We start from the raw sequence: 20,388 nt of genomic DNA, 5'->3' as shown, positions 1-20,388 counted from the left end.
GACAGGGGTATGAAATAGACAATGGACTATTTGCGTGGAGAATGATTAGATATGTCTCTTGTTAGCTTTACATATGAATGTGAACCAAATACTTAATTGAACGATCTAATAGGAAGAACAACAAACTTGAGGGGAGGTATGAGCTATGTGTTCTGAGGAGGATGTGAGGTTAGCACAACAAGGCCATAAGGAGGCTTTTGTCCGAGTGATAAAAGCAACTGAAGGAACAATGTATCGAGTCGCCAAATCAATTCTTCACTCGGAAGAAGGCGTGGCCGATGCGATTCAGGATACTATTCTGAAATCTTACAGCTCTATTACATCGTTAAGGGAGCCGCGATTTTTTAAGACATGGATCATTCGCATCCTGATTAACCGATGTCATCAGATGCTGACGAGTGATAGAAGATTTGTTCCCCTGGGAGACTGGATCGAATCTGTTGAAGAGGCCGTTTCTTATGAATCAGTAGAGCTTCAGGATGTATTAAACAGGTTAAAAGTAGATCACCGTGTCATTGTCACCTTGTATTATTTGGAGGATATTCCGATTAATGATATATCGGAAATGCTTCAAATACCTGCAGGAACTGTAAAATCCAGACTTAGTGCAGCTCGTAAACAGTTGGTGATATTACTTCGCTCGGAGGGAGAAGGGAGGATTAGTTATGATTTTCATTAAAAATGGACGGGATCAACAGATAGGTGACAAGCTAAAGGAATTGGATCGAGGTGTTTCTCAATATGTGCGGAGTAGTGTCGATCACATTTTATCGACTTTGCCTGATGCTCCAGACACTCCGCCAGTCATAACAGCAACAGTCGGAAGACAGACCTTCGGTAATAAGAGATACATAGCTCTTGTTGTCGCTATTGTACTTAGTCTGGGTATAGGATTCTATCCCCAAATGATCTATGCTCTGAAGCAAATTCCGCTCGTTCAGTCTATCTTTGAAAGGATTGGAGACGATAATCTGAAGTTTGCACATGACAAGGGGTGGTTCGCTGAGCTTGGGCAGGTTGTTGAGGATCATGGGCTGTCACTTCAATTAACTGAGGTTCTCTATGATAAATCAGATATTTCTATAGCCTTTCTACTTACTTCAAAGGATGGATTTACGGTGAAGGATCGTAAGGAAGACGGGTTTGATGACATTCGAATTATCGCAGCTGTTAACGGGAAAACAATAGACACCTACGGTTATTCAAGTCGTGGAAGCTTTATAGATAACAATCATTATGCAGGAGTTATTCAAATTAAATCAATGAGAGATCTCCCGCACCAATTTCAATTGAGTATGAATGTAGAGAAAATCGGCAGCACATGGGGAGAGTGGGATTTTTCTTTTCCGGTTGCCCTGAATGAAGAAGCTAACAAAACCATCTTTGTAATGAACAGCAGGACTTATGGAAACGTGACAGTGAATGTAGAGAAACTTGTTTATTCGGCATCCTCCATAGATATCATAGGTACAGGAAAGGGGATAATGACTCCGGATTGGAACTTTGAGATGGTAGATGAAGCAGGGCGAGAGATAGCACCTAAGGGGTCTATTTCGAAGCGAAACATCACTTCCTCGGGTCTAGAGTTGGAATGGAAAGCAAGCTTTGAAGCAGCCGATTCTGTTCCATTGTCCGTAACCATACGTCCACATGCAGCTGGTGTTGACCAGCTTGATCCCGAGTTTGTAAAAAAGATGGAGATGACCATCCCAATAAAGTAACTTATTCATTACCTCATAGCCCAGCATTCTTTGTGAAAAGAATCGTTGGGCTATTGCCGTTGATGTCATACCTATCATCACTTATAATCTTCGATAGTAAGGTATGAGAAAGGCAGGGTACTGTGAATAAATCGGAGCAAATTGCAAAGTACATCTACAAAATAGAGGACGTAAAACGCAAAAAAAATAAAAACATCTCTTCTCTGACGGAGCATACGAGACTCTATACACTGCTGTTCATGCTGGATGCTAGCGGAGAGATTGAAATTGACGGACTGATCACGCCGTTACACAGTCAGCAAGTGCTGGTGCTGCCACCGGGAACCTCCGTAAAACATCAGGCTCCGAGGAATAGCCGGATTGATTATTATGACATTCAGTTTCATGCTTTGCATCAGGATGAGCAAGGCTGCTTTGTTCCGGCAGACGTTCATTTTCCAAAGGAAATTTCGATTAGCAATTATCATTTTCTGCTAGGAAAACTTACCGAGATGGAGAATTTCTTGAATAACGGCGACCCTTGGGATGCGATGAAGGGCAATCTCATTTTTCAGGAAATACTGATGGTACTCTTTAAAGACGCTCTGCATAAGGAGCATACGGATCGGAATCAGATGGTAAATAAAGCAATTGATTATATGGAACAGAACTATCCTTATTCCATTCATCGGGATAAGCTTGCGACGATGGCGGGGGTCAGCCCGGATTATTTTACAAGAGTTTTCAAGAAAACGACTGGCAAAAGCCCTGTAGAATATTTGAATGAAATCAGAATCAAGCATGCTAAGCAATTACTGCTGTCTACCAATGATTCAATGCGTTCTATAGCGCAAAATGTTGGATTCAGTGATGAGTTTTATTTTAGCCGCAAGTTTAAAAATATGTCGGGCAAGTCGCCGATGCTATATATAAAATCTATGAAACAAACGGAGAGGATCGCTTCACTGAAACCCCTGCTCACAGGTCATTTGTTGGCTTTAGGGATTGAACCTTATGCGGCTGTGATCAATAGAGCATATCCTATGACTGAAGGGCTCAACAATACGATAAATATAGGGGAGCTCGCACCGAATTTGGAAAAGCTGATGTCTGTGAAGCCGGCTCTCATTTTAACAACGCAATACCGTGATTTTGATAAATCCAGCAAGGAAAAAATATATGATCATATCGCCCCTACCGTGACCCTGCCCTTTTTTGAACCATGGAGGGTTCATTTACAGACCATCGCCAGATTGGTGGGTAAAGAACAAGAAGCCTATGATTGGCTGAGGCGTTATGAATTGAAATGTGATCAAATACGTGACCGGGTGCATCGCAAGGTGGGCACTGACAGTCTTTTAATTATTGGAATAGGTAAAAACAAACTGTGTGTATACGGGCAGCGCAATCTAGGAGCCGTCCTGTATGGTGACCTGCAGATCTCTATCCCTCAAGGAGTCGAGAAAATATCGCATTACAAGGAAATTGAACCGGATGAGCTCCAACAATTTGAAGCGGACCGAATTATGCTGACAAGTCATAAACACGATGGGACGATAGATACTGATGAATCCATTGCACGAAGAGTAAGCATTTTATTCGATAGCGAACAGTGGCGATCTCTAAAGGCAGTTAAGGAAGGATCGGTATATTCGATGTATAATAGTCGTCATTTGTATACGTGCTATACCTCGCTGTCCCATAATTTACTTCTGGATCAAGTCCAACTGTTATTTTAGTCGTTTTTCTCCAAAAGACGGACGGGAAAATCCATGTTCATTCTTTCTTCATTTTGTATAATCGATAATGAGAATCAATATCATTACATTATACGTAATAAGGGAGAGAGCATCGAGGCATGTTGAAGCTAAGAAGAGAATTGCTGCTGGTTTGTATTTTAACTTTTGTATTCGTTCTAGCAGGATGCGGTGGCGCAAAGGAAGCGGGAAACAAGTCGACAAATACTTCTTCTAACGCTCCTGCGGCAGAAGCAACCCAGCCGGAATCAAATAATGATACACGTACGATTGAACATGCTATGGGAACGACAGAAATTAAAGGAACTCCGCAGCGTGTGGTCACTTTATACCAAGGTGCTACAGACGTTGCTGTAGCTTTGGGTGTTAAGCCTGTTGGAGTAGTTGAGTCCTGGGTGGAACAGCCGATCTATACTTATTTGAGACAAGATCTAGATGGTGTACCTATTGTCGGTCTGGAAACTCAGCCGAATCTAGAGGAAATTTCTAAGCTGAAACCGGAATTGATTGTGGCGTCCAAAATCAGACATGAAGCTATTTATGAGCAGCTGTCACAAATTGCTCCAACGGTTGTATCGGAAACCGTATTTACATTTAAAGAAACGATTGGTCTGATGGGAAAAGCTACAAATCAAGAGGAGAAGGGGAATCAGCTTCTCGCGGATTGGGATAAACGAGTGGCAGATTTTAAAACAAAAATTGCCGGGAAATCAGACATTACTTGGCCTGAAGAAGTGTCTGTTCTGAACTTTAGAGCGGATCATGCACGTATTTATGCCAGTGGATTTGCCCCTGAAATTCTGTCGGAGCTTGGCTTTGTATTTTCAGCATCTCAACAAGAAGCTAGAGATAAAGGGGAAACTGTTCTTAAGCTGACAAGTAAAGAGAGCATTCCGAGTATGAATGGTGGCGTATTCTTCATTTTCCAATTTGATGATACAGGGGAAGATGAAGTTCAGAAAACGTATGAAGAATGGACCAGCCACGCACTCTGGAGCAATCTGGATGCAGTGAAGAACAATCAAGTGTTTATGGTTAACGAAGTGTTTTGGAATAACGGTGCAGGTATTATCGCAGCCAATCGTATGCTGGACGAGGTTTATCAGCATTACGGCCTGACCCCATAAACATATGAAGGCTATTCTTTCTCGTAACTCATCGAAGTGGATCGGATTGATATTTGCTGCGCTCATGTTTATGATCCTGTTCGTATCGAGCATCTCTTTTGGGCAGACGAAAATGCCTCTTGGTACGGTGGTGGAGGCATTCACTCAATATGATGCTTCCTCCTCGGATCATATTATTGTTCGAACTACAAGGGTAGAGAGAGCAGTGATTGCAACTGTAATCGGAGCAAGCCTGGCGATCGCTGGGGCATTTATGCAGGCGTTAACCCGGAATCCACTCGCTTCTCCAAGTGTTTTCGGGATTAATGCTGGTGCTATGTTCTTCATCGTTATGGCAGCATCCTTCTTATCTGTATCCTCTCTGTCGTATTTTATGTGGCTTGCCTTTTTAGGAGCAGCAATCGCTTCAGCGCTAGTCTATATGCTGGGGACTTTGGGAAGTGACGGATTATCTCCAGTCAAAATAGTGCTAGCCGGCTCTGCAGTGTCTGCTTTATTCACCTCGTTTACAAGCGGGATGTTGGTGCTAAGCGAGAGCAATCTTGAGGGTGTCCTGTTCTGGTTGGCAGGTTCGGTGTCGGGAAGAACGCTGGATATGTTAGTACCGCTTTTGCCATTTATAGCAGGAGCGGGCCTTTTGGCGTTTTTTCTAGGGACTACGGTCAACATTCTCACATCAGGGGACGATATTGCTACAGGATTAGGTCAACGTACATTACTTATTAAACTGTTAATGGCTGTCGTTGTCGTTGTACTGGCTGGAGGCTCTGTTGCGATTGGTGGCTCGATCGGCTTTATTGGACTGATTGTCCCACATATGGTGCGGGCGCTAGTCGGTGCTGATTACCGTTGGATCACTCCATATTGTGTATTACTAGGGGCTAGTCTGCTTCTTTTTGCCGATATCATCTCCAGATTTGTCATCATGCCAGAGGAAATGCCAGTCGGCGTGTTGACCGCGTTGTTTGGAGCACCGTTTTTCATTTACTTGGCACGCAGGGGGTTCCGTAAATCATGAATCGTCATATCACTTTACGGACTCGTTCCGGCAAGATCTCCTTTTTGATTGATAGAAAATGGGTTAGAACGGTTAGTCTTTTGGTAATGATCACTTGTCTCGTATTTATACTGGGACTTTCAATTGGAAGTATTATGATACATCCATTTGCAGTTCTTAAGCATTTACTTGGTATGGGTACTGGTGAATATGATTTTGTCATCAATACACATCGTCTGCCCCGGATGCTCGTATCGTTATTAGTAGGAGCTGCGCTTGGCCTGTCGGGATTAATTCTTCAGGGCGTGATCCGCAATCCGCTGGCTTCTCCCGATATTATTGGAATAACAGGCGGGGCATCAGTGGGAGCGATTATTTTTATTACGTATTGTCTAGGTACGTTCAGCATTAAGTGGCTGCCGCTTGGGGCCATTGTAGGGGCCGCAGTAGTATCCTTTGCGATCTATCTTTTGTCCTGGTACAAAGGTGTAACTCCGTATCGATTAGTGCTGATCGGTATAGGTATGGCCGCTGTAACAAGCGCTTTAACGACGATGATGATTGTTGTTAGTGCTACGGATATTGCTAGCAAGGCTTATATTTGGATGACGGGAAGCGTCTATGGAGCAACATGGTCACATGTACAGTCTATGCTTGTGTGGGTCGTAGTATTTGCACCACTAGCACTGCTATTTTCCAGGGCGGTTAATGTACAGCAGCTTGGAGATGACATCGCCACCGGATTGGGAGCGAAGGTTGAGCTGCAACGATTTGGTCTGCTGATTGTTAGTGTGGCTCTCGCAGGCTCAGCCGTTGCTTATGCTGGTGCGATTGGATTTGTTGGATTAATTGCACCTCATGCAGCAAAAAAGCTAGTCAACGGGTCTTTTGGAGGACTTGTGCCTGTGACGATGTTACTTGGAGGACTTATTGTAAGTGTATCTGATGTCGTTGGAAGAACTGCTTTTTTGCCGCTTGATATACCGGCAGGTGTGTTTACTGCAGGAATTGGAGCGCCCTTTTTTCTATATTTGCTCTACAAAAAACGGAAATAGGTTAAATCGGAAGGGGAGGGACAGGAATGCATGCACTAGAGGCCAAAGGATTAACCTTGTCCTACGGTAACAAGACAGTCATTCAGCAATTGAACTTGCAAATTCCGGAGGGGAAAATAACGGTGCTCATCGGCAGCAACGGTTGCGGTAAATCAACGCTGCTTCGTTCGCTGGCACGTCTGCTCAAGCCAGTTGAGGGCTCTGTCATTATCGATGGCCGTGAATTGGCACAATGGTCGACAAAAGAAATTGCGAAGCGTCTTGCTGTGCTTCCTCAGGGACCTGTCGCTCCCGAGGCGCTTACGGTTGAACAATTGGTTAAGCAAGGGAGATATCCGCATCAGAGCTGGCTCAGCCAATGGTCTAAGGAAGATGAAATGATGGTCGCGAAAGCTCTCGAAGAGACGGGGATGGCAGATTTCAGCGATCGAACCGTTGATTCCTTATCTGGCGGTCAGCGGCAACGGGCATGGATTGCGATGGCACTGGCACAAGGAACAGATATGCTGCTGCTGGATGAACCAACAACCTATCTGGATTTGAGCCATCAGATTGAGGTTCTGGATCTTCTTTACGAGCTGAATGAACGGGAGCAACGCACGATTGTGATGGTACTGCATGATCTCAATCTCGCATGTCGTTATGCACATCATATTGTCGCAGTTCAGGAGGGATCAGTATATGATCAGGGAGCTCCTGAAGAAATCATGACCGCTGATCTCGTAGAATCCGTATTTCAAATGCGCTGTGATATCATGAAGGATCCTTTGTTTGGAACACCTGTGTTTATTCCCTACGGGAAAGGAAGGATTGTGAATGAACGACGGGATCACGTCTTTGCTTGACAAGAGGGAATGGGAATACTTAACCCAAAACCTGAGATTAACGACAGAGGTATCGTCTGAACGTGAGTTCTCCATGGCGAGCAGTGACTTGTTGGATGAAGAGCTGTGCGGCAACTATTTGGATCGACTTACGGCTGTATTCGAATCTCCTTCCAGAAGGGTTACGGCTTCTATGCTTGCCAAGAGGTACGCCTTTATGGTAGTATCCCCAAGTCTGTACGCTATGTCCATGTTCGATAAGGGATTGAAGCTACCTTTGAAGGACAGTCACATCGAATCGGGGTTTCGTAATGAGGCGTGGTTGCCGAGTCTGCGTCTGTCGAAAATGGAGTTCACTGAGCCTGCAGATCGTGATAGTTATCGTCATCGGGAGCTTTGGAGAGATGTTGTAGTTCGTTCAATATTTGCAGATCATCTGGCCCCGCTCTGGGGGGCCTTGTCTAGGGCCGCTAACATTCCAAAACCGATTTTGTGGGAGAATACCGCGGTCTATGTATATTTTCTTTATGAAACTAGAATAGCCGGAGAGGCGGAGGGGGCGAGAAAAGCCGTTGTCGAGAAGGATTTCGATTATTTACTGAATGCACCTGCCGAGTTGTTCGGTGAGAGCAGGAATCCTCTATCTCAATTCTACAGTCCCAAGCTCGTAGTCGAAGGATCAGATAAACCGGTAAGGATGCGCAAGACTTGCTGCCAATACTACACTACGTCCAAGGAAAGACATTATTGCAATAGCTGCCCTTGTAAATCGAGTCCATGATAAGTTTAGTGGACCTGAGAGGCATTATTTCTTGGAATTAGTGGAAGAAATCCAATAGAATCGGGCGGTGGTACGTGGAATCGTATGGGTGTCCGTTCAAAAAAAGACGTCTTCCACGATGTATCCTTCATCAGAGGAAGACGTCCATTTTTATACGAGAATAATTAGAGCAGGAACGTACCAAGCACGACCGATACCCCGATTATTACCCCGCTCAACATTTTCGCAACCGCTTCGTTGCCTTTTTGAACCTCGTCACACACCTTAAAGCCGATAGTCAGCTTATCAAATATTAAGTAAACCAGGGACAGAATGATTACCCCGACCAGACCCCAAATAATCATCAAAATCCAATCATGAGAACTATAAGATGCAAATGCGATAATAATACCAACTCCCATGAGCTTGCTGCCCATGTAGATACCAGCTGCTTTGTTTCCGTTCTTTATTTCTTGGAGGTCATTGTACTTTGTGATAGTACTGAACACCAGAAAGCCTACCACCATCATTAAGATCGTAATGCCTACACCGATTAAAATATTCAAAGTCCCATTTGCAACCTCTTGAAACATTCAAATTCCCCCTTAATTATTTTCAGTGAAACTAGCACAGAAATAAGATAAATCGCCAGTAATTAAATCTCCCAAACGCGTAAGCAGCCCGGAGAATCTCCCATTAATGACATAGGCTCCTGTCAGAAGGTAACCCTTCTTAGGCTCTTCTCCTATACTCAGAGTAAATTTTGTCATCCCAAATTTTTGTTGATAGATTTTGGGCTGCGTGTTGTAATAGCTATCATACTCATCCAAAGAGTTGGTTTGAGTGGCTACAATTTTGCCATCGTTCACTGTAGTTAAAGTAACTCCACGCCCTTCTCTGCCATACACAGCCTTTTCTACAAATGAGGTAGATTCGGACAAGAAAATATCGTTCACTCCATAAGTAGGCAGGAAGTATTTCGATATGATGGAAGCCTCGTAATGATTAAAGACCCCGAACGTATCGTTGTTCTCGTACAGCGTCCAAATGAACTTGTAAAAGGATTTGCTTTGCATAATAATGCTCTGGATCGGGTTAATAATGCCAAGGAGCCCCTTCTCGATCAAATCAAGAATCTGCTCTCCAACAGGAGTGCCGTCACTGTCCTCATCAAACACTAGCAGCTCCAAAGGATATAGGCGATACCAAATATCGATCTTCTCATCACCAAGGAATAAACCTGCCCCTTCCTGAACGGTAAGCTCCGAAAGGTCTGCAAAAACACTATGTATTCCTATGGATTCGGCACAGGACTGTACGAAACGTGTGTTGGCGTAATCCTCTGTATGCTCTTGATGACAGGAAAATACGATCTTTCCGGTTAATCCAACCGATCGGTAGTGATTCACCGCTGTAGCAAAAGCATTCGCTATATTGACAGGAAGAGGGTGATTGATCATTTCCTTCTGGTAGATGTCGTTCTCTATCAAGTATGAAGGGATAAAGAACGATTCCGGGACACCCGTAGGTGTATCAGCATTATTCTCAATGAACTTCATTTGACCCTCGTACAAAATCCAATCCTGTCTAGCCATAACATGAAAAGGAAGCTCTTGTCGCGCACAGGGAATTAGACGTGGATCTATATGAAGCTCTTGCGCCAGCACCTCATCTGGAACATTACGTTGAACATATCGAAGCGTTGTCAGATATACTTGATCAACACCTTCAGCAGCAGAGGACAACTCCTGCAGCTCTTGCCTGGAGTAAACCATCGCATCCTTAGTGCAATATTCCTGCCCATTCATATCCAGATAAGGTACAAGCTCTGCAATCTCTGCATTAAAAATCTCATTTCTACTTAACTTGCTGCTAATAATATGCAACTGCTACTCCTCCCATGAACTTCATATCTCTACGAGGACACAGAACTTTTACTGCTTGAACCCACACCTGATCTGGTAGTAATAGACCCTTTTCTGTTTGATGTGGAAGGCTTTATTGTTCCTTCAGGAGCTGAACTTATCGTTCTGTTCATGCCATATTTGCTGTAATTATTTTTGAAGGAAGGTGAACGGTAGTAGCTGTGCGACGGTGAAATATAAATGAAGCTTGAAGAAAAACCGTTAGCATCGTACCAGTTACCGCTTGATGTATCATCATCGCAGTTCAGATCAGACTGTCCTGCTTGCTTTTCCCACTCACAGGCATCTCTGGCGGTAAGATCAGAATCCGGATATTGAGGTGTCCCGCAGCCCGCCAAAGAGACAGGAAGCCCAACAACTAGCATATAGGCAAGCAGCTTCTGTGTACTTGGGACACCCTTGCCACTGACTCCGTATTTCGACTTATACCAACGATCCAACTGTTTATCAGTCAGCTTTTTCAATGTGAATTTCCCCTTTGTATAATTACTCTACAAACAAATACACTTTTCTTTTAGATAAGTCCAGACAGCTATAAATAAAGCCATAGGTGTTGCCATCGATTATTCTTTGGTTATCCAGCAGAATGGTGATGATATCCAGACTTGTATCAGCTTCCAGTGAATAAATTTTTTCAGGCTGCTCTACAACATAGTACACTTCCAGCATAAAATGTGGCGGGATATGAGTAGAATAGTCGGTTTTTATAATTTGAGTGATGCGTTCGATGATCGGCTCTTCGTTTATCGAGTCGTCATAGTATTTATATGGACGAACTTCAATAATTTTCTGTTCATTTTCATGCGAATGGAAAGTATTTTCGTAGATTTCCCCGTTAATAACTACCGATTCAGCGAGTCTGGCAATAAAAGAATCTAGCTGGTTTAAGGTTACTGACTGAAGTTGTGTCCCTCTAATTTCGTTATGTACATCATAATCGTAATACTTAAGCATTTCGTTTTTAGCCTTAATCGGGATACTGTAATCCATATGCGCCCCCCCTTGAACAAAATTGATTTGTAACTATGTCAATACCACAAGAATGGATGATAAATCAATACATTCCCAAAATATTGAACATAACCAAACTATTACAATAATACGGAGGCCTGTAAAAACAGTTGCATAAAAAATAAAACCCACCAACTGAAAACAGTTGATGGGTTCTAACAGCTTGTAACTACCCCTTGTTTGCCCCCGCTTTTAAGCCTTCAATAATATACTTTTGCAGCATGAGGAATAAGAGGGTGATCGGAATGGCAACAAGCACAGCCCCGGCAGCGAAGGTAGTAAAATCGTTGTTCGTGCGTCCGGTGATCATTTCGAAAAGACCAATAGCAAGTGTCTTGTTACGATCCGACAGAATGACGAGTCGTGCGAATATAAAGTCCATCCATGGACCGATAAAGTTGTTGACCGCGATAAAAGTAAACATCGGTACCGAAAGAGGCATCATGATGCGAACAAATATCGTGGTATGGGATGCTCCGTCGATTTTTGCGGCTTCTTCCAGACTACGGGGGAGACCGTCAAAATATCCCTTGACGAGCCATGTTCCAAATGGAATGGACCCGCCCGCGTAGACAAGGATTAATCCCCATAAATTATCGAGTAGATTAAGCTGCAATAGCAAAATGTAGATCGCAATCATTCCCATAAAGGAAGGGAACATTTGCAGAACCAGCATGACCATAAGTCCCTGCTTGCGTCCAGGAAACCGAAAGCGTGAAAATGCATAGGCAGCTGATACGACGAGCACTGTAGAAAGAATCATGTTCATTACAGCGACGAACAATGTGTTTTTATACCATATTAAATAATTTGTTGTGTTGAAGAGGTTGACATAATGCTTAATTGTTAGCGACTCTGGTAAATATGTGGTTGCATTGATCGTATCTCCCGGATTAAAGGAACCAAGAATGATCCATATGACCGGATAAAGTACAGCTATAGCGGTAATGATCAGAATAGCGTAAATGATGAATAGGAGAAGCTTTTGTTTAATCAACTGGCCAAAGGGCGACTTGGAGGCAGCGGCGGTTGTTGAATTCGGCTGCGTCTTCATTGAATCATATCCTCTTCCTTGAAGGCTCGTGTCTGACGGAAGTTCCAGATCGAGAACACGGCGATAATGATAAAGACCAGGATGGAGACTGCAGATGCTGTGTTAAATTGGTTTTGCTGGAGTGTTAATTTGAAAATCCATGAGATCAGGATATCCGTTGAGCCCGCAAAACTGTAGTCCATATTAACAGGACCGCCCTCTGTGAACAGGTAAATAATGTTGAAGTTATTGAGATTGCCCGCAAAACTCATGATGAGCAGCGGAGCGGTCGCAAACAGCACCAGCGGCAGCGTAATGCTCTGGAATCTTTGCCATGAGCTGGCCCCGTCGATTTCAGCGGCCTCGTACAGATCCCTGTCAATATTCGTTAATACGCCTGACATAAGAGCAAGCCAGAACGGAAACCCAAGCCATGTATTCACGAAGACGAGCGCTACTTTAGCCCAGAAGGGATCGCCCAGCCACGGAATTTTATCAATCCCGATAAGTCCGAGATATTCATTTAGCGGACCGAATTCAGCGTTGAAGAAATTGCGGAAGATCAGAATAGATATGAAAGCTGGAATGGCCCAGGGCAAAATGTATATGGTACGCCACATCTTTTTGAATTTGATAGCTTTGACGTTGATGATGAGCGAATAGAACAGCCCTGTAAAATAAGTAGTTGCCGTAGCCAGCACGGCCCAGAGTAACGTCCATTTGATAACTCCGAAAAAGGTATTGCTCCAGTTGGTCAGACTGAACAGATTGGTGAATGTTTTGAATCCTACCCAGTCCACGAGATGTTTTGGCGGCAAATGGTTAGGCCCGGAATAGTTCGTAAATGCGATCAAGATCCCGAAGAGCAGGGGAAGAACCGTCAGAAACATCGTAAAAATAATGGCTGGGGCCAGCAAAAAATATACGTATCCCCGCTCCCAGGCAAATTTGATGGACTGTTTGGCATCGTTGGCGGGAATTCCCGCCTCGATGCCTTTTCGAACTTTATATGCGTCACCGATACTAAAAATATAGAAGCAAATCAGCAGAATCAGCGCGAGCAGAAAAATGATACCCTCGACAAGCAGGAAGATGGAATGATCACCCTGCTCAACAATTCGTCCACGTGACCGAACCTGTACCTGTTCACCGAGCGTAACTAATCCCCAGATCCCTTTGGCAATTGGACTGCTCCAAAAAATGAGGATATATGCCTCGAAGATGACCATCAGGAGCCCCTTCGCAAACTGGCGGTTGTACAGCTGTCCCAAACCCATGAATAATAGGGATAATAGCGAGCTGATGAGCGGCTTGCGGCTGGTTTGCTTATTAACTGCCGGAAAATTTGGCGATATCATAAGCTTTGTCCCTTCGCCTTATTGCTTCAATAAGGTGATCCCCTCTTTAATTTGCTTAACGGCTTTGTCCAGTATGACTTTTGGATCGGTATCTTCATCCCAGATTACAGTGAATGCATTGTTCATCGCTCCCCATACAGGCTCCATCTCTGGAATATTTGGCATAGGTACGGATACGGCTGCCTGCTCAAGGAAACCTTTAATGATTTCGTCGCTGTTGATTTTTTCGTTTTCAAGCAGCTTGGTACGCGGAGGCATTTGGCCGGACATTTCGAACTTTTTCATCAGCATTTCTTCGCTTGTCGCAAATTTCGCATATAGGGATGCAGCCTCAGGATACTTCGTATAGGAGTTGACGTAGTAAGCACGAACCCCGGAGAAGCTGGCAGGCGCTTTGCCATTATCGAGCTTAGGAAGCGGAGCAACTCCGAAATTCACCTTACCCTCCTGCAGAGCCGCTACGGACCAAGGACCATTGATATCAAACATCAGCTTGTTATCTATGAAGAGGGACTCTTTTATCGCAGCGTTGATATCGGCACTGGACAGAGGAAGCACTTCCTTGCGAAGACGCTGCATGAGTTCTCCTGCTTTGACCGCGCCTTCATTATTAAGTCCGATATCCTGGCTATTTGTATTTTTATCTCCGAACACGTAGCCTCCGTAACCGCCAAGGAAGCCATGGAGGAAATAGAAGTCACCCACTTGCATCATGAAGCCGTATTGTCCTTTTGATTTATCAGTAAAAGCTTTGGCTTGCTCAATAAGCTCATCCATTGTTTCAGGTACTTTTTTCACCAGATCCTTGTTATATATCAGCGCATAAGTATCGATTGCAGTTGGGTATCCATATAGAACACCGTCAATTGTTGTCCCTGTAATAGCCGCATCCATGAAATCGCGCTTGTATTCATCAGGATAGAAATTTTCCAAAATAAGTCCTGCCGAGACGAGGCTGCCGATTCGGTCATGTGGTGCAAGAAATACGTCTGCACCAAGGAGTGCAGGACCATCTGTCTGCAATTTTGTTGGGGCATCGCCTTGAGCTACTACTTGTACTTCTACAGGAATGTTATATTTTTTCGTAAATTCCTCGGCGACCGCCTTGGCCCAATCTTCATCAGATCCACCATTATCCCATACGAGCAGGCTGGCATCCTTTTCAATTTCCGGCTCAGCTGGTTCGGTTGGCTGGTTTCCTGAATTGGTACTGGTAGCATTTCCTTTATTTGCGTTGTCCGGTTTTGCATTCTGATTGCCAGTTGCATTGTTGCCGCCACTGCACCCTACCAAGGCGAACACCAGAATAAATACAAATGATAAAGCTAGAACAGACATCCCTTTTCTTCTCATACTAAATCCCCTTTGCTCATCATTTTTTTACTGCGTAAACGTTTTCCACGTTATTACATTTATGACGACCTATGATGAAGTAGAATCAGAATTTCGAAAACGTTTTCAAAAAAAATAATACTAACGACAAAGCTAGAACAGACATCCTTTTGTTCTCATACTTAACTCCCCTCTGCTCATCATTTTTACTGCGTAAACGTTTTCGATGTTATTACACTTATGACGACCTATGATGAGTAGAATCAGAATAAAGAAAACGTTTGCAAAAAAATGATACTTTATACCGTAAAAAAAGTCAATCATTGTCATTGATAATATAGGATAGTCGATATAATAGTCACATATTATACAGAAATTCCTAAAGAAAATAATGGATTTTACGAAAAGTGTCGAAATCCTACAAATTCCCTTGTATAAAGCCGATATTGTGATAAAAGTCATTAATAGAAAAAACAATACGGGGGGAAAGTTATGAAGGCTTTTATGATGAGATTAAGGGGTATCAAAATTATACAGAGTATTATAATTGTGTGGATTGTAGCTCTCATTTCTGTATTTTTGGTAGCTAATAAGGGTTCGCTTAATACAGTGAGTCTATATGAAACGATTAACGAAATAAACACAACGATTATACCCAAGCTTAAAAGCTGGGGAGATGTTAATTCAGATGTGGGACTTGTACGGAATAATGTTACCAAAATTATAGATCGTGATTATGATCAAGGGTTGGTTGACGAAGTATACGAACGTAGCAAAAAAATCGAAAACATTATTGCACATAATCTGGAACTGGCCCAAAACAACCCGGAAGAATTAAAGCTTGTTCAGAACGTGGAATCAAGCTATCAAAATTTTTATAGTTATCTTCCTGGTTTAATCGAAGCTAGAAAGAGTGGTCAGATGATCGAAAAGCAACTCGGTTACGTTGAGATGGGCAAAGCAGGCACTGAACTGTCGCAAACGATCTCTGCTATCGTGGATTATCAGGAGCGGATTGCTAACGAGAAAGGCCAGCAATCGGAGATAATTTACAATGATGGGATTACAGCTGCTGCCGTTATTTTTGTTATTTGTTTAATAATACTTAGTGTCATCTCTATAGTCGTTATTAGTGTTATACGGCGGTCAATCAGGAATCTTACGTCGAAGCTTAAGGCTGTTGAAGAAGGAAATATTAACGAGCGCTTTGATGATACTTTGAAGAATGAGTTTGGTACCATTCACCAGTCGCTAAATAAAACACTTGATGGAATTGCTAATGTACTAAAAATGATCGAGAGGGATTCTGTAAGACTAACGACCCAGGCACAATCCTTGTCCTCATCATCAGGCATTATGAATACAACGGTAGGAGAGGTGTCCATTGCGATTCAGGGTGTATCCCAGGGATCTACGAATCAGGCGGAAGAGCTCATGTATATGAATGAGTCATTCCATGCCCTAAGCCATCGCTTGGAGGACATTACGGAGTCTGTTCAGACAGTAGATCAAGCTACTCAGAAGATCGGTGACAAAGCTGAAAGCAGCAGTACAGAATTAAATGGTCTGGTTATGTCAGTTTTGGGAATTGAAAACTCTTTTTCAGACACACGCAGCAAAATAGACAGCTTAATCAGCAGTATTGGCCGAGTTGCGGAGAGTGCTCGATTTATCAGTGATATTTCCAAGCAGACGAATTTATTATCGCTTAATGCTTCAATCGAAGCCTCCCGAGCTGGTGAAGCAGGTCGAGGTTTTGCTGTAGTAGCCAGTGAAATTCGAAATTTGGCTGATCAGTCTCGTTCCTCGTCACAGGGTATAGACGAATTGCTGCAGGAAATTAATCAAGAGATGGAGCTCGTATCAGAAACAGCTGAGAGTACGGGCAAAATTCTCGCTGAACAGTCAGCGGTAGTAATGACTACAATGGAATCCATGAGCGATATTATCCAGTCTATTCAGCTAATACTACCGCAAATTGATGGAATCTCAACATCCATCAGTGCGCTTAATGAGCATAAGAACAAGATTTTGCTTACAGTAGAATCGACTTCTGCTGTATCCGAGGAGAACTCGGCATCCGCCGAAGAAATATCTGCTTCAACGATCGAACTCGTCAGCTCCTATAATGAAATTACAAAGTCTATTCATGAGCTGGATCAAGTTTCGAAGGAAATGATTCAAGCGGTTAAACGATTTAAGCTTGAGTAGTATTGTATACAAAGAAGTGGCCCATTCTAAGGACAAGATCCTTAAGGGGTCACTTTTTAATTTGACTTCATGCTAAAATGGAATTCATAGAGTACAAGTTATAGAAGAGGGGCAAGACACATGTACACACCTAGCGCCGATCAATCATTGTCCGAAGCTTTTAATCTTACAAAATATCGAGTTGGAGGCAATGGCTCCAGGAGCATTGGGGTTCTAAAAGCTGCATTGGAGCAGGTTGAAGATCATATAGAAAGTGACATATATGGAACAGGCAAGGTCATCGAGCAATTTCAAGAGAAGATAGCGAAGTTCCTTGGAAAAGAAACAGCGGTATTTTTTCCAAGTGGGACGATGGCTCAGCAAATTGCATTAAGAGTTTGGTGCGATGAGTTGGGGACTAAAAAGGTGGCATATCATCCTCTGTGTCATCTGGAAATCCATGAGCAGGACGGCTTAAAGGAGCTTCATCATATTGAGCCGATCTTACTCGCAGACAAGGACAGCTTAATCACATTGAGTGATGTTCAAAATCTGAAGGAGGATATAGCGTGTCTTCTGATCGAATTACCGCAGCGCGAGATTGGCGGACAGTTGCCGGAGTATAGCGAGTTGGCCGAAATATCAAAGCATTGCCGCGCCAAGGGGATTAAGCTCCACCTGGACGGCGCCAGATTGTTTGAAGTGCTGCCCTATTATCAAAAGACCGCAGCGGAAATTTGTGAGCTTTTTGATAGTGTATATGTTTCCTTTTATAAAGGAATTGGGGGTATTGCAGGTGCTATATTGGCAGGGAATGAGACCTTTACCACAGAGTCGAAAATTTGGAAAAGAAGACATGGCGGGGACTTGATCAGCCTGTATCCATACATCATTAGCTCGGAATATTACTTCAATCTTAGAATGGGTAAAATGGGCGAGTATTACGAGGGTGCGAAGGAGCTTGCTGAGAAGTTTAATCATTGCTACAGCATAGAGACTCGTCCAATTCAGCCGGTAAGCAACATGTTTCATGTTATGTTTGATGCTCCCAAGGAGAAGGTTGAACATGCACTGGTTGAGTTCTATCAAGAGACGGATGTAGGTATAACAGGTAATCTGAGAGAGTATACAGACACAACGTGTTACTGCGAAATCAGTATAGGTGACCAATATGCGATGATTCCTGATGAAGTGATAGAAGAAGCGTTCACTTTGCTGGGCAGAAAAATGAAGGAAATTGAATTAACCTGATAAAAATGAGCTTGGCATAATGAAAAAATGTAAAAGTGCAGGTTTTTTGGAGGCAAAATCCTGAATCTGACTAAAAGCCTGCGAAAGTGCAGGCTTTTAGCTTTAAGTTGATAATAATCTTGATTTAACCAGAGAAAAGATGCGCTTTTGCAGGAAATTAGAATGTTGATCTAGCGAATGGAGTAGAAGATGTACTTTTGCAGGCTTATTGCGAACCAGACAGGAAAATAACACTTGCATCTAGAAATTGAAAGTACTTGTTAATTTACTAAACGGATTGGAGGTGCAGATACATCCCCTAAATATCGGGTTCGCAGCGTGGTCTCTGTTAACGAAGTTGCTTCTAAAACGACTAGTGCCGCTATGTTGATCTCCCTCATCTCCCACAATCTAAACCAACTGTAATATTATTCCGATATAAAGTTATATACGAATACCTTCTCACTAGACACAAAAGTGCTTAGAAAGGAACTATCTCAATTTGCGCATGATCATGAAAAGGAAGCCAAGTGTTCTTTTTTTAATCCTTATCACTATTCTTCTATTCTTATCAGGCTGCGATAGCCGCGATCAAAGAGTACAGGATCTGATGGATCTTGGCGACGATAATCTTAAGCATCATTCTTATTATTACGCAATAAAGGTATACGATGAGGTTTTAATAAGGGACCCGGAAAACGTGGAAGCCAGGTATAAGAGGGAGCAATCGCAGGCAATCATTGATTTGGCGAACACTTTTATAACTAAAGGCGATGAAGCCATCGCGGAGAAACGAACGGATGAGGCATTAGCGTACTTTCAACAGGCGAAGGAGCTTTTTCCATACAACGAGGATGACGGCTATAAAAGGAATATAGCGGTTTTTGAAATTGGGGAAATTCAATATTATCTGGATCATGTATCTGAGCTTGATAGTCAGTGGAAGAAGGTCAAAGAGGATCTCAAAGGCGGAAAGTCGCTTTCATCCAAAAGCATGTCCAAGTCCATTGCGAAGCTGTATTCTTTAGCAGAGCAGGTTTATAAAATAAGTGAGGCACTGGAGCGGCCAACCTCTTCCGAGGCAGCCCAATTTTATAATACGAATAAGCCTGATCTGGATAAAATGATGAAGGAATTCATCGTATATCAGATCATGCCGCAGCCGCCCATGTACCGTTTTGAGGGAGTGGACGAGTACGTGACTCATGTGAAGAACAGCATTGATGCATTTGGACTGGATTTTCAATATGAGGAAGCGGATGAGCTTATCAAAGAGCTATATTTTATCAATAGACCGGAATTAAAGGAGCTGCGAGACAAGGGCAATTTCCCGGATTTAAAAATGTTCGAAGAAACAACCGAAAACAACTGATCAAAAGCTAACTCCTTCAACCATGTTGATCAGGAGTTAGCTTTTTTGAGGATTACTTTAATTTTCGATCCCATTGAATGGGTGGATGAACACGAGTAGCTTCAAGCAGTTTCTGTACATATCTAGGTTTTAGTGAGCTTAAGTCTGCAGGTGGTGATTCAAAATATGATCCTGCAATGCATGCACTATAATATTCATGCCAGCTATTATATTTGGACTGTGCGATCTGGGCCGCTTCAAGGCTGAAGGATCGTGCCTCTTTCCGACCTGTCAGCCGCATTCTGCTTCCGATCTTGTATAGCGCTGTTAATTGGGCAAAATCAAATGCAGCGATGCTTGCAGGAGTCAGGATATTCATAAACTGATCCACGCAGATGAGCTTGTTCTTTTGTTTATCTTGTTCAGCAAGGCTGTTGATGTACTGCTTGCGCCCAGCTTCTGACATAGTGGACAGTATTTGCGCCAACGCTGCAAATTCCGCGCGATGTCCTTCATATAACAGCCACTTTAATTTGCGGTTAAAGCTAATAGAATCTGTTACTCCTCGCACCAGCAGCCATGATGTAAGGGTCGATTTTGAGCAGGTACTGATATTTTGATAGCTTCCTAGTCTTTCTAATTGAACGGGTGCAACCTTAAAAAGAGTAGAAGTCATCGATTCATAAAAGGCGGTCTGATGTAGCCGTACACCTAGCATGGTCATTTCCTTTCGTTTCA

General features: G+C 43.1%; 19 protein-coding genes. 11 read left to right on the top strand and 8 right to left on the bottom strand.

The window, feature by feature from the left end; translation table 11 throughout:
• The first annotated feature begins 145 nt into the window (after window positions 1–145).
• From BLS49_RS20310 to BLS49_RS20275, 8 genes are all read left to right on the top strand, one after another.
• Window positions 146–679 carry a sigma-70 family RNA polymerase sigma factor gene (locus tag BLS49_RS20310; RefSeq protein WP_091235167.1) on the top strand — a complete coding sequence of 178 codons (534 nt, stop codon included), beginning with the start codon at window positions 146–148 and terminating at the stop codon, window positions 677–679.
• Window positions 666–1,721, top strand: coding sequence for a DUF4179 domain-containing protein (locus BLS49_RS20305; RefSeq protein ID WP_091235165.1), 1,056 nt, complete (start codon window positions 666–668; stop codon window positions 1,719–1,721). The genes BLS49_RS20310 and BLS49_RS20305 overlap by 14 nt, the downstream gene beginning before the upstream one ends.
• A gap of 122 nt (window positions 1,722–1,843) precedes the next feature.
• Complete coding sequence (locus BLS49_RS20300; RefSeq protein WP_245742602.1) at window positions 1,844–3,439, top strand: helix-turn-helix domain-containing protein; 1,596 nt, start codon at window positions 1,844–1,846, stop codon at window positions 3,437–3,439.
• A gap of 119 nt (window positions 3,440–3,558) precedes the next feature.
• Complete coding sequence (locus tag BLS49_RS20295) at window positions 3,559–4,584, top strand: ABC transporter substrate-binding protein (RefSeq protein WP_091235163.1); 1,026 nt, start codon at window positions 3,559–3,561, stop codon at window positions 4,582–4,584.
• A 4-nt stretch (window positions 4,585–4,588) separates the two neighbouring features.
• A complete protein-coding gene (locus tag BLS49_RS20290) occupies window positions 4,589–5,602 on the top strand; it encodes a FecCD family ABC transporter permease (protein WP_091235161.1) in 1,014 nt (337 codons plus the stop codon).
• Window positions 5,599–6,636, top strand: coding sequence for a FecCD family ABC transporter permease (locus tag BLS49_RS20285; protein ID WP_091235159.1), 1,038 nt, complete (start codon window positions 5,599–5,601; stop codon window positions 6,634–6,636). The genes BLS49_RS20290 and BLS49_RS20285 overlap by 4 nt, the downstream gene beginning before the upstream one ends.
• A 26-nt stretch (window positions 6,637–6,662) precedes the next feature.
• Window positions 6,663–7,481: an ABC transporter ATP-binding protein gene (locus BLS49_RS20280; protein WP_091235157.1), complete on the top strand. Its 819-nt coding sequence runs from the start codon at window positions 6,663–6,665 to the stop codon at window positions 7,479–7,481.
• On the top strand, window positions 7,453–8,241 hold the full coding sequence (locus tag BLS49_RS20275) for an IucA/IucC family C-terminal-domain containing protein (protein WP_091235155.1): 789 nt from the start codon (window positions 7,453–7,455) through the stop codon (window positions 8,239–8,241). Before BLS49_RS20280 ends, BLS49_RS20275 begins: the two co-directional genes overlap by 29 nt.
• A 164-nt stretch (window positions 8,242–8,405) precedes the next feature.
• On the opposite strand, the gene BLS49_RS20270 is transcribed toward BLS49_RS20275, so the two are convergent.
• The 7 genes from BLS49_RS20270 to BLS49_RS20240 form a co-directional block, all read right to left on the bottom strand.
• Window positions 8,406–8,813: a DUF350 domain-containing protein gene (locus BLS49_RS20270; protein ID WP_091235154.1), complete on the bottom strand. Its 408-nt coding sequence runs from the start codon at window positions 8,811–8,813 to the stop codon at window positions 8,406–8,408.
• A gap of 12 nt (window positions 8,814–8,825) precedes the next feature.
• Window positions 8,826–10,106, bottom strand: coding sequence for a glutathionylspermidine synthase family protein (locus BLS49_RS20265; protein ID WP_091235152.1), 1,281 nt, complete (start codon window positions 10,104–10,106; stop codon window positions 8,826–8,828).
• A 29-nt stretch (window positions 10,107–10,135) separates the two neighbouring features.
• Window positions 10,136–10,609 (bottom strand): hypothetical protein, encoded by a 474-nt coding sequence (locus BLS49_RS20260; RefSeq protein ID WP_091235150.1) that lies wholly within the window; start codon window positions 10,607–10,609, stop codon window positions 10,136–10,138.
• Window positions 10,610–10,631: 22 nt separating this feature from the next.
• Window positions 10,632–11,135, bottom strand: coding sequence for a hypothetical protein (locus tag BLS49_RS20255; protein WP_091235148.1), 504 nt, complete (start codon window positions 11,133–11,135; stop codon window positions 10,632–10,634).
• Window positions 11,136–11,325: 190 nt separating this feature from the next.
• A complete protein-coding gene (locus BLS49_RS20250) occupies window positions 11,326–12,210 on the bottom strand; it encodes a sugar ABC transporter permease (RefSeq protein WP_091235147.1) in 885 nt (294 codons plus the stop codon).
• Window positions 12,207–13,547: a carbohydrate ABC transporter permease gene (locus tag BLS49_RS20245; RefSeq protein ID WP_091235145.1), complete on the bottom strand. Its 1,341-nt coding sequence runs from the start codon at window positions 13,545–13,547 to the stop codon at window positions 12,207–12,209. The genes BLS49_RS20250 and BLS49_RS20245 overlap by 4 nt, the downstream gene beginning before the upstream one ends.
• A gap of 18 nt (window positions 13,548–13,565) precedes the next feature.
• Entirely contained in the window at window positions 13,566–14,900 is a 1,335-nt protein-coding gene (locus BLS49_RS20240; protein ID WP_091235143.1) for a sugar ABC transporter substrate-binding protein, read from the bottom strand.
• Between the two features lie 471 nt (window positions 14,901–15,371).
• On the opposite strand from BLS49_RS20240, the gene BLS49_RS20235 reads away from it, so the two are divergent.
• From BLS49_RS20235 to BLS49_RS20225, 3 genes are all read left to right on the top strand, one after another.
• Window positions 15,372–17,090, top strand: coding sequence for a methyl-accepting chemotaxis protein (locus tag BLS49_RS20235; protein WP_091235141.1), 1,719 nt, complete (start codon window positions 15,372–15,374; stop codon window positions 17,088–17,090).
• Between the two features lie 120 nt (window positions 17,091–17,210).
• Complete coding sequence (locus BLS49_RS20230; RefSeq protein WP_091235139.1) at window positions 17,211–18,320, top strand: threonine aldolase family protein; 1,110 nt, start codon at window positions 17,211–17,213, stop codon at window positions 18,318–18,320.
• A gap of 589 nt (window positions 18,321–18,909) precedes the next feature.
• Complete coding sequence (locus BLS49_RS20225; protein ID WP_091235138.1) at window positions 18,910–19,671, top strand: hypothetical protein; 762 nt, start codon at window positions 18,910–18,912, stop codon at window positions 19,669–19,671.
• A 52-nt stretch (window positions 19,672–19,723) separates the two neighbouring features.
• Here the strand turns inward: BLS49_RS20225 and BLS49_RS20220 are convergent, their stop codons facing one another.
• Window positions 19,724–20,368: a DUF1266 domain-containing protein gene (locus tag BLS49_RS20220; RefSeq protein WP_175471486.1), complete on the bottom strand. Its 645-nt coding sequence runs from the start codon at window positions 20,366–20,368 to the stop codon at window positions 19,724–19,726.
• Window positions 20,369–20,388 lie beyond the last annotated feature (20 nt).

Source organism: Fontibacillus panacisegetis, from assembly GCF_900102215.1.
Classification (GTDB): domain Bacteria; phylum Bacillota; class Bacilli; order Paenibacillales; family Paenibacillaceae; genus Fontibacillus; species Fontibacillus panacisegetis.
The sequence above is the reverse complement of the archived record's forward strand: the minus strand, read 5'-3'. Positions and strand labels throughout refer to the sequence as shown.

Excerpts from the sequence above, each read along its gene's own strand:
- BLS49_RS20275 (WP_091235155.1), top strand. The coding sequence starts at position 7,453 with ATGAACGACGGGATCACGTCTTTGCTTGACAAGAGGGAATGGGAATAC.
- BLS49_RS20295 (WP_091235163.1), top strand. The coding sequence starts at position 3,559 with ATGTTGAAGCTAAGAAGAGAATTGCTGCTGGTTTGTATTTTAACTTTT.
- BLS49_RS20245 (WP_091235145.1), bottom strand. The coding sequence starts at position 13,547 with ATGATATCGCCAAATTTTCCGGCAGTTAATAAGCAAACCAGCCGCAAG.
- BLS49_RS20310 (WP_091235167.1), top strand. The coding sequence starts at position 146 with ATGTGTTCTGAGGAGGATGTGAGGTTAGCACAACAAGGCCATAAGGAG.
- BLS49_RS20255 (WP_091235148.1), bottom strand. The coding sequence starts at position 11,135 with ATGGATTACAGTATCCCGATTAAGGCTAAAAACGAAATGCTTAAGTAT.
- BLS49_RS20250 (WP_091235147.1), bottom strand. The coding sequence starts at position 12,210 with ATGAAGACGCAGCCGAATTCAACAACCGCCGCTGCCTCCAAGTCGCCC.
- BLS49_RS20285 (WP_091235159.1), top strand. The coding sequence starts at position 5,599 with ATGAATCGTCATATCACTTTACGGACTCGTTCCGGCAAGATCTCCTTT.
- BLS49_RS20280 (WP_091235157.1), top strand. The coding sequence starts at position 6,663 with ATGCATGCACTAGAGGCCAAAGGATTAACCTTGTCCTACGGTAACAAG.
- BLS49_RS20270 (WP_091235154.1), bottom strand. The coding sequence starts at position 8,813 with ATGTTTCAAGAGGTTGCAAATGGGACTTTGAATATTTTAATCGGTGTA.
- BLS49_RS20290 (WP_091235161.1), top strand. The coding sequence starts at position 4,589 with ATGAAGGCTATTCTTTCTCGTAACTCATCGAAGTGGATCGGATTGATA.
- BLS49_RS20305 (WP_091235165.1), top strand. The coding sequence starts at position 666 with ATGATTTTCATTAAAAATGGACGGGATCAACAGATAGGTGACAAGCTA.
- BLS49_RS20240 (WP_091235143.1), bottom strand. The coding sequence starts at position 14,900 with ATGAGAAGAAAAGGGATGTCTGTTCTAGCTTTATCATTTGTATTTATT.
- BLS49_RS20230 (WP_091235139.1), top strand. The coding sequence starts at position 17,211 with ATGTACACACCTAGCGCCGATCAATCATTGTCCGAAGCTTTTAATCTT.
- BLS49_RS20235 (WP_091235141.1), top strand. The coding sequence starts at position 15,372 with ATGAAGGCTTTTATGATGAGATTAAGGGGTATCAAAATTATACAGAGT.
- BLS49_RS20220 (WP_175471486.1), bottom strand. The coding sequence starts at position 20,368 with ATGCTAGGTGTACGGCTACATCAGACCGCCTTTTATGAATCGATGACT.
- BLS49_RS20225 (WP_091235138.1), top strand. The coding sequence starts at position 18,910 with ATGGATCTTGGCGACGATAATCTTAAGCATCATTCTTATTATTACGCA.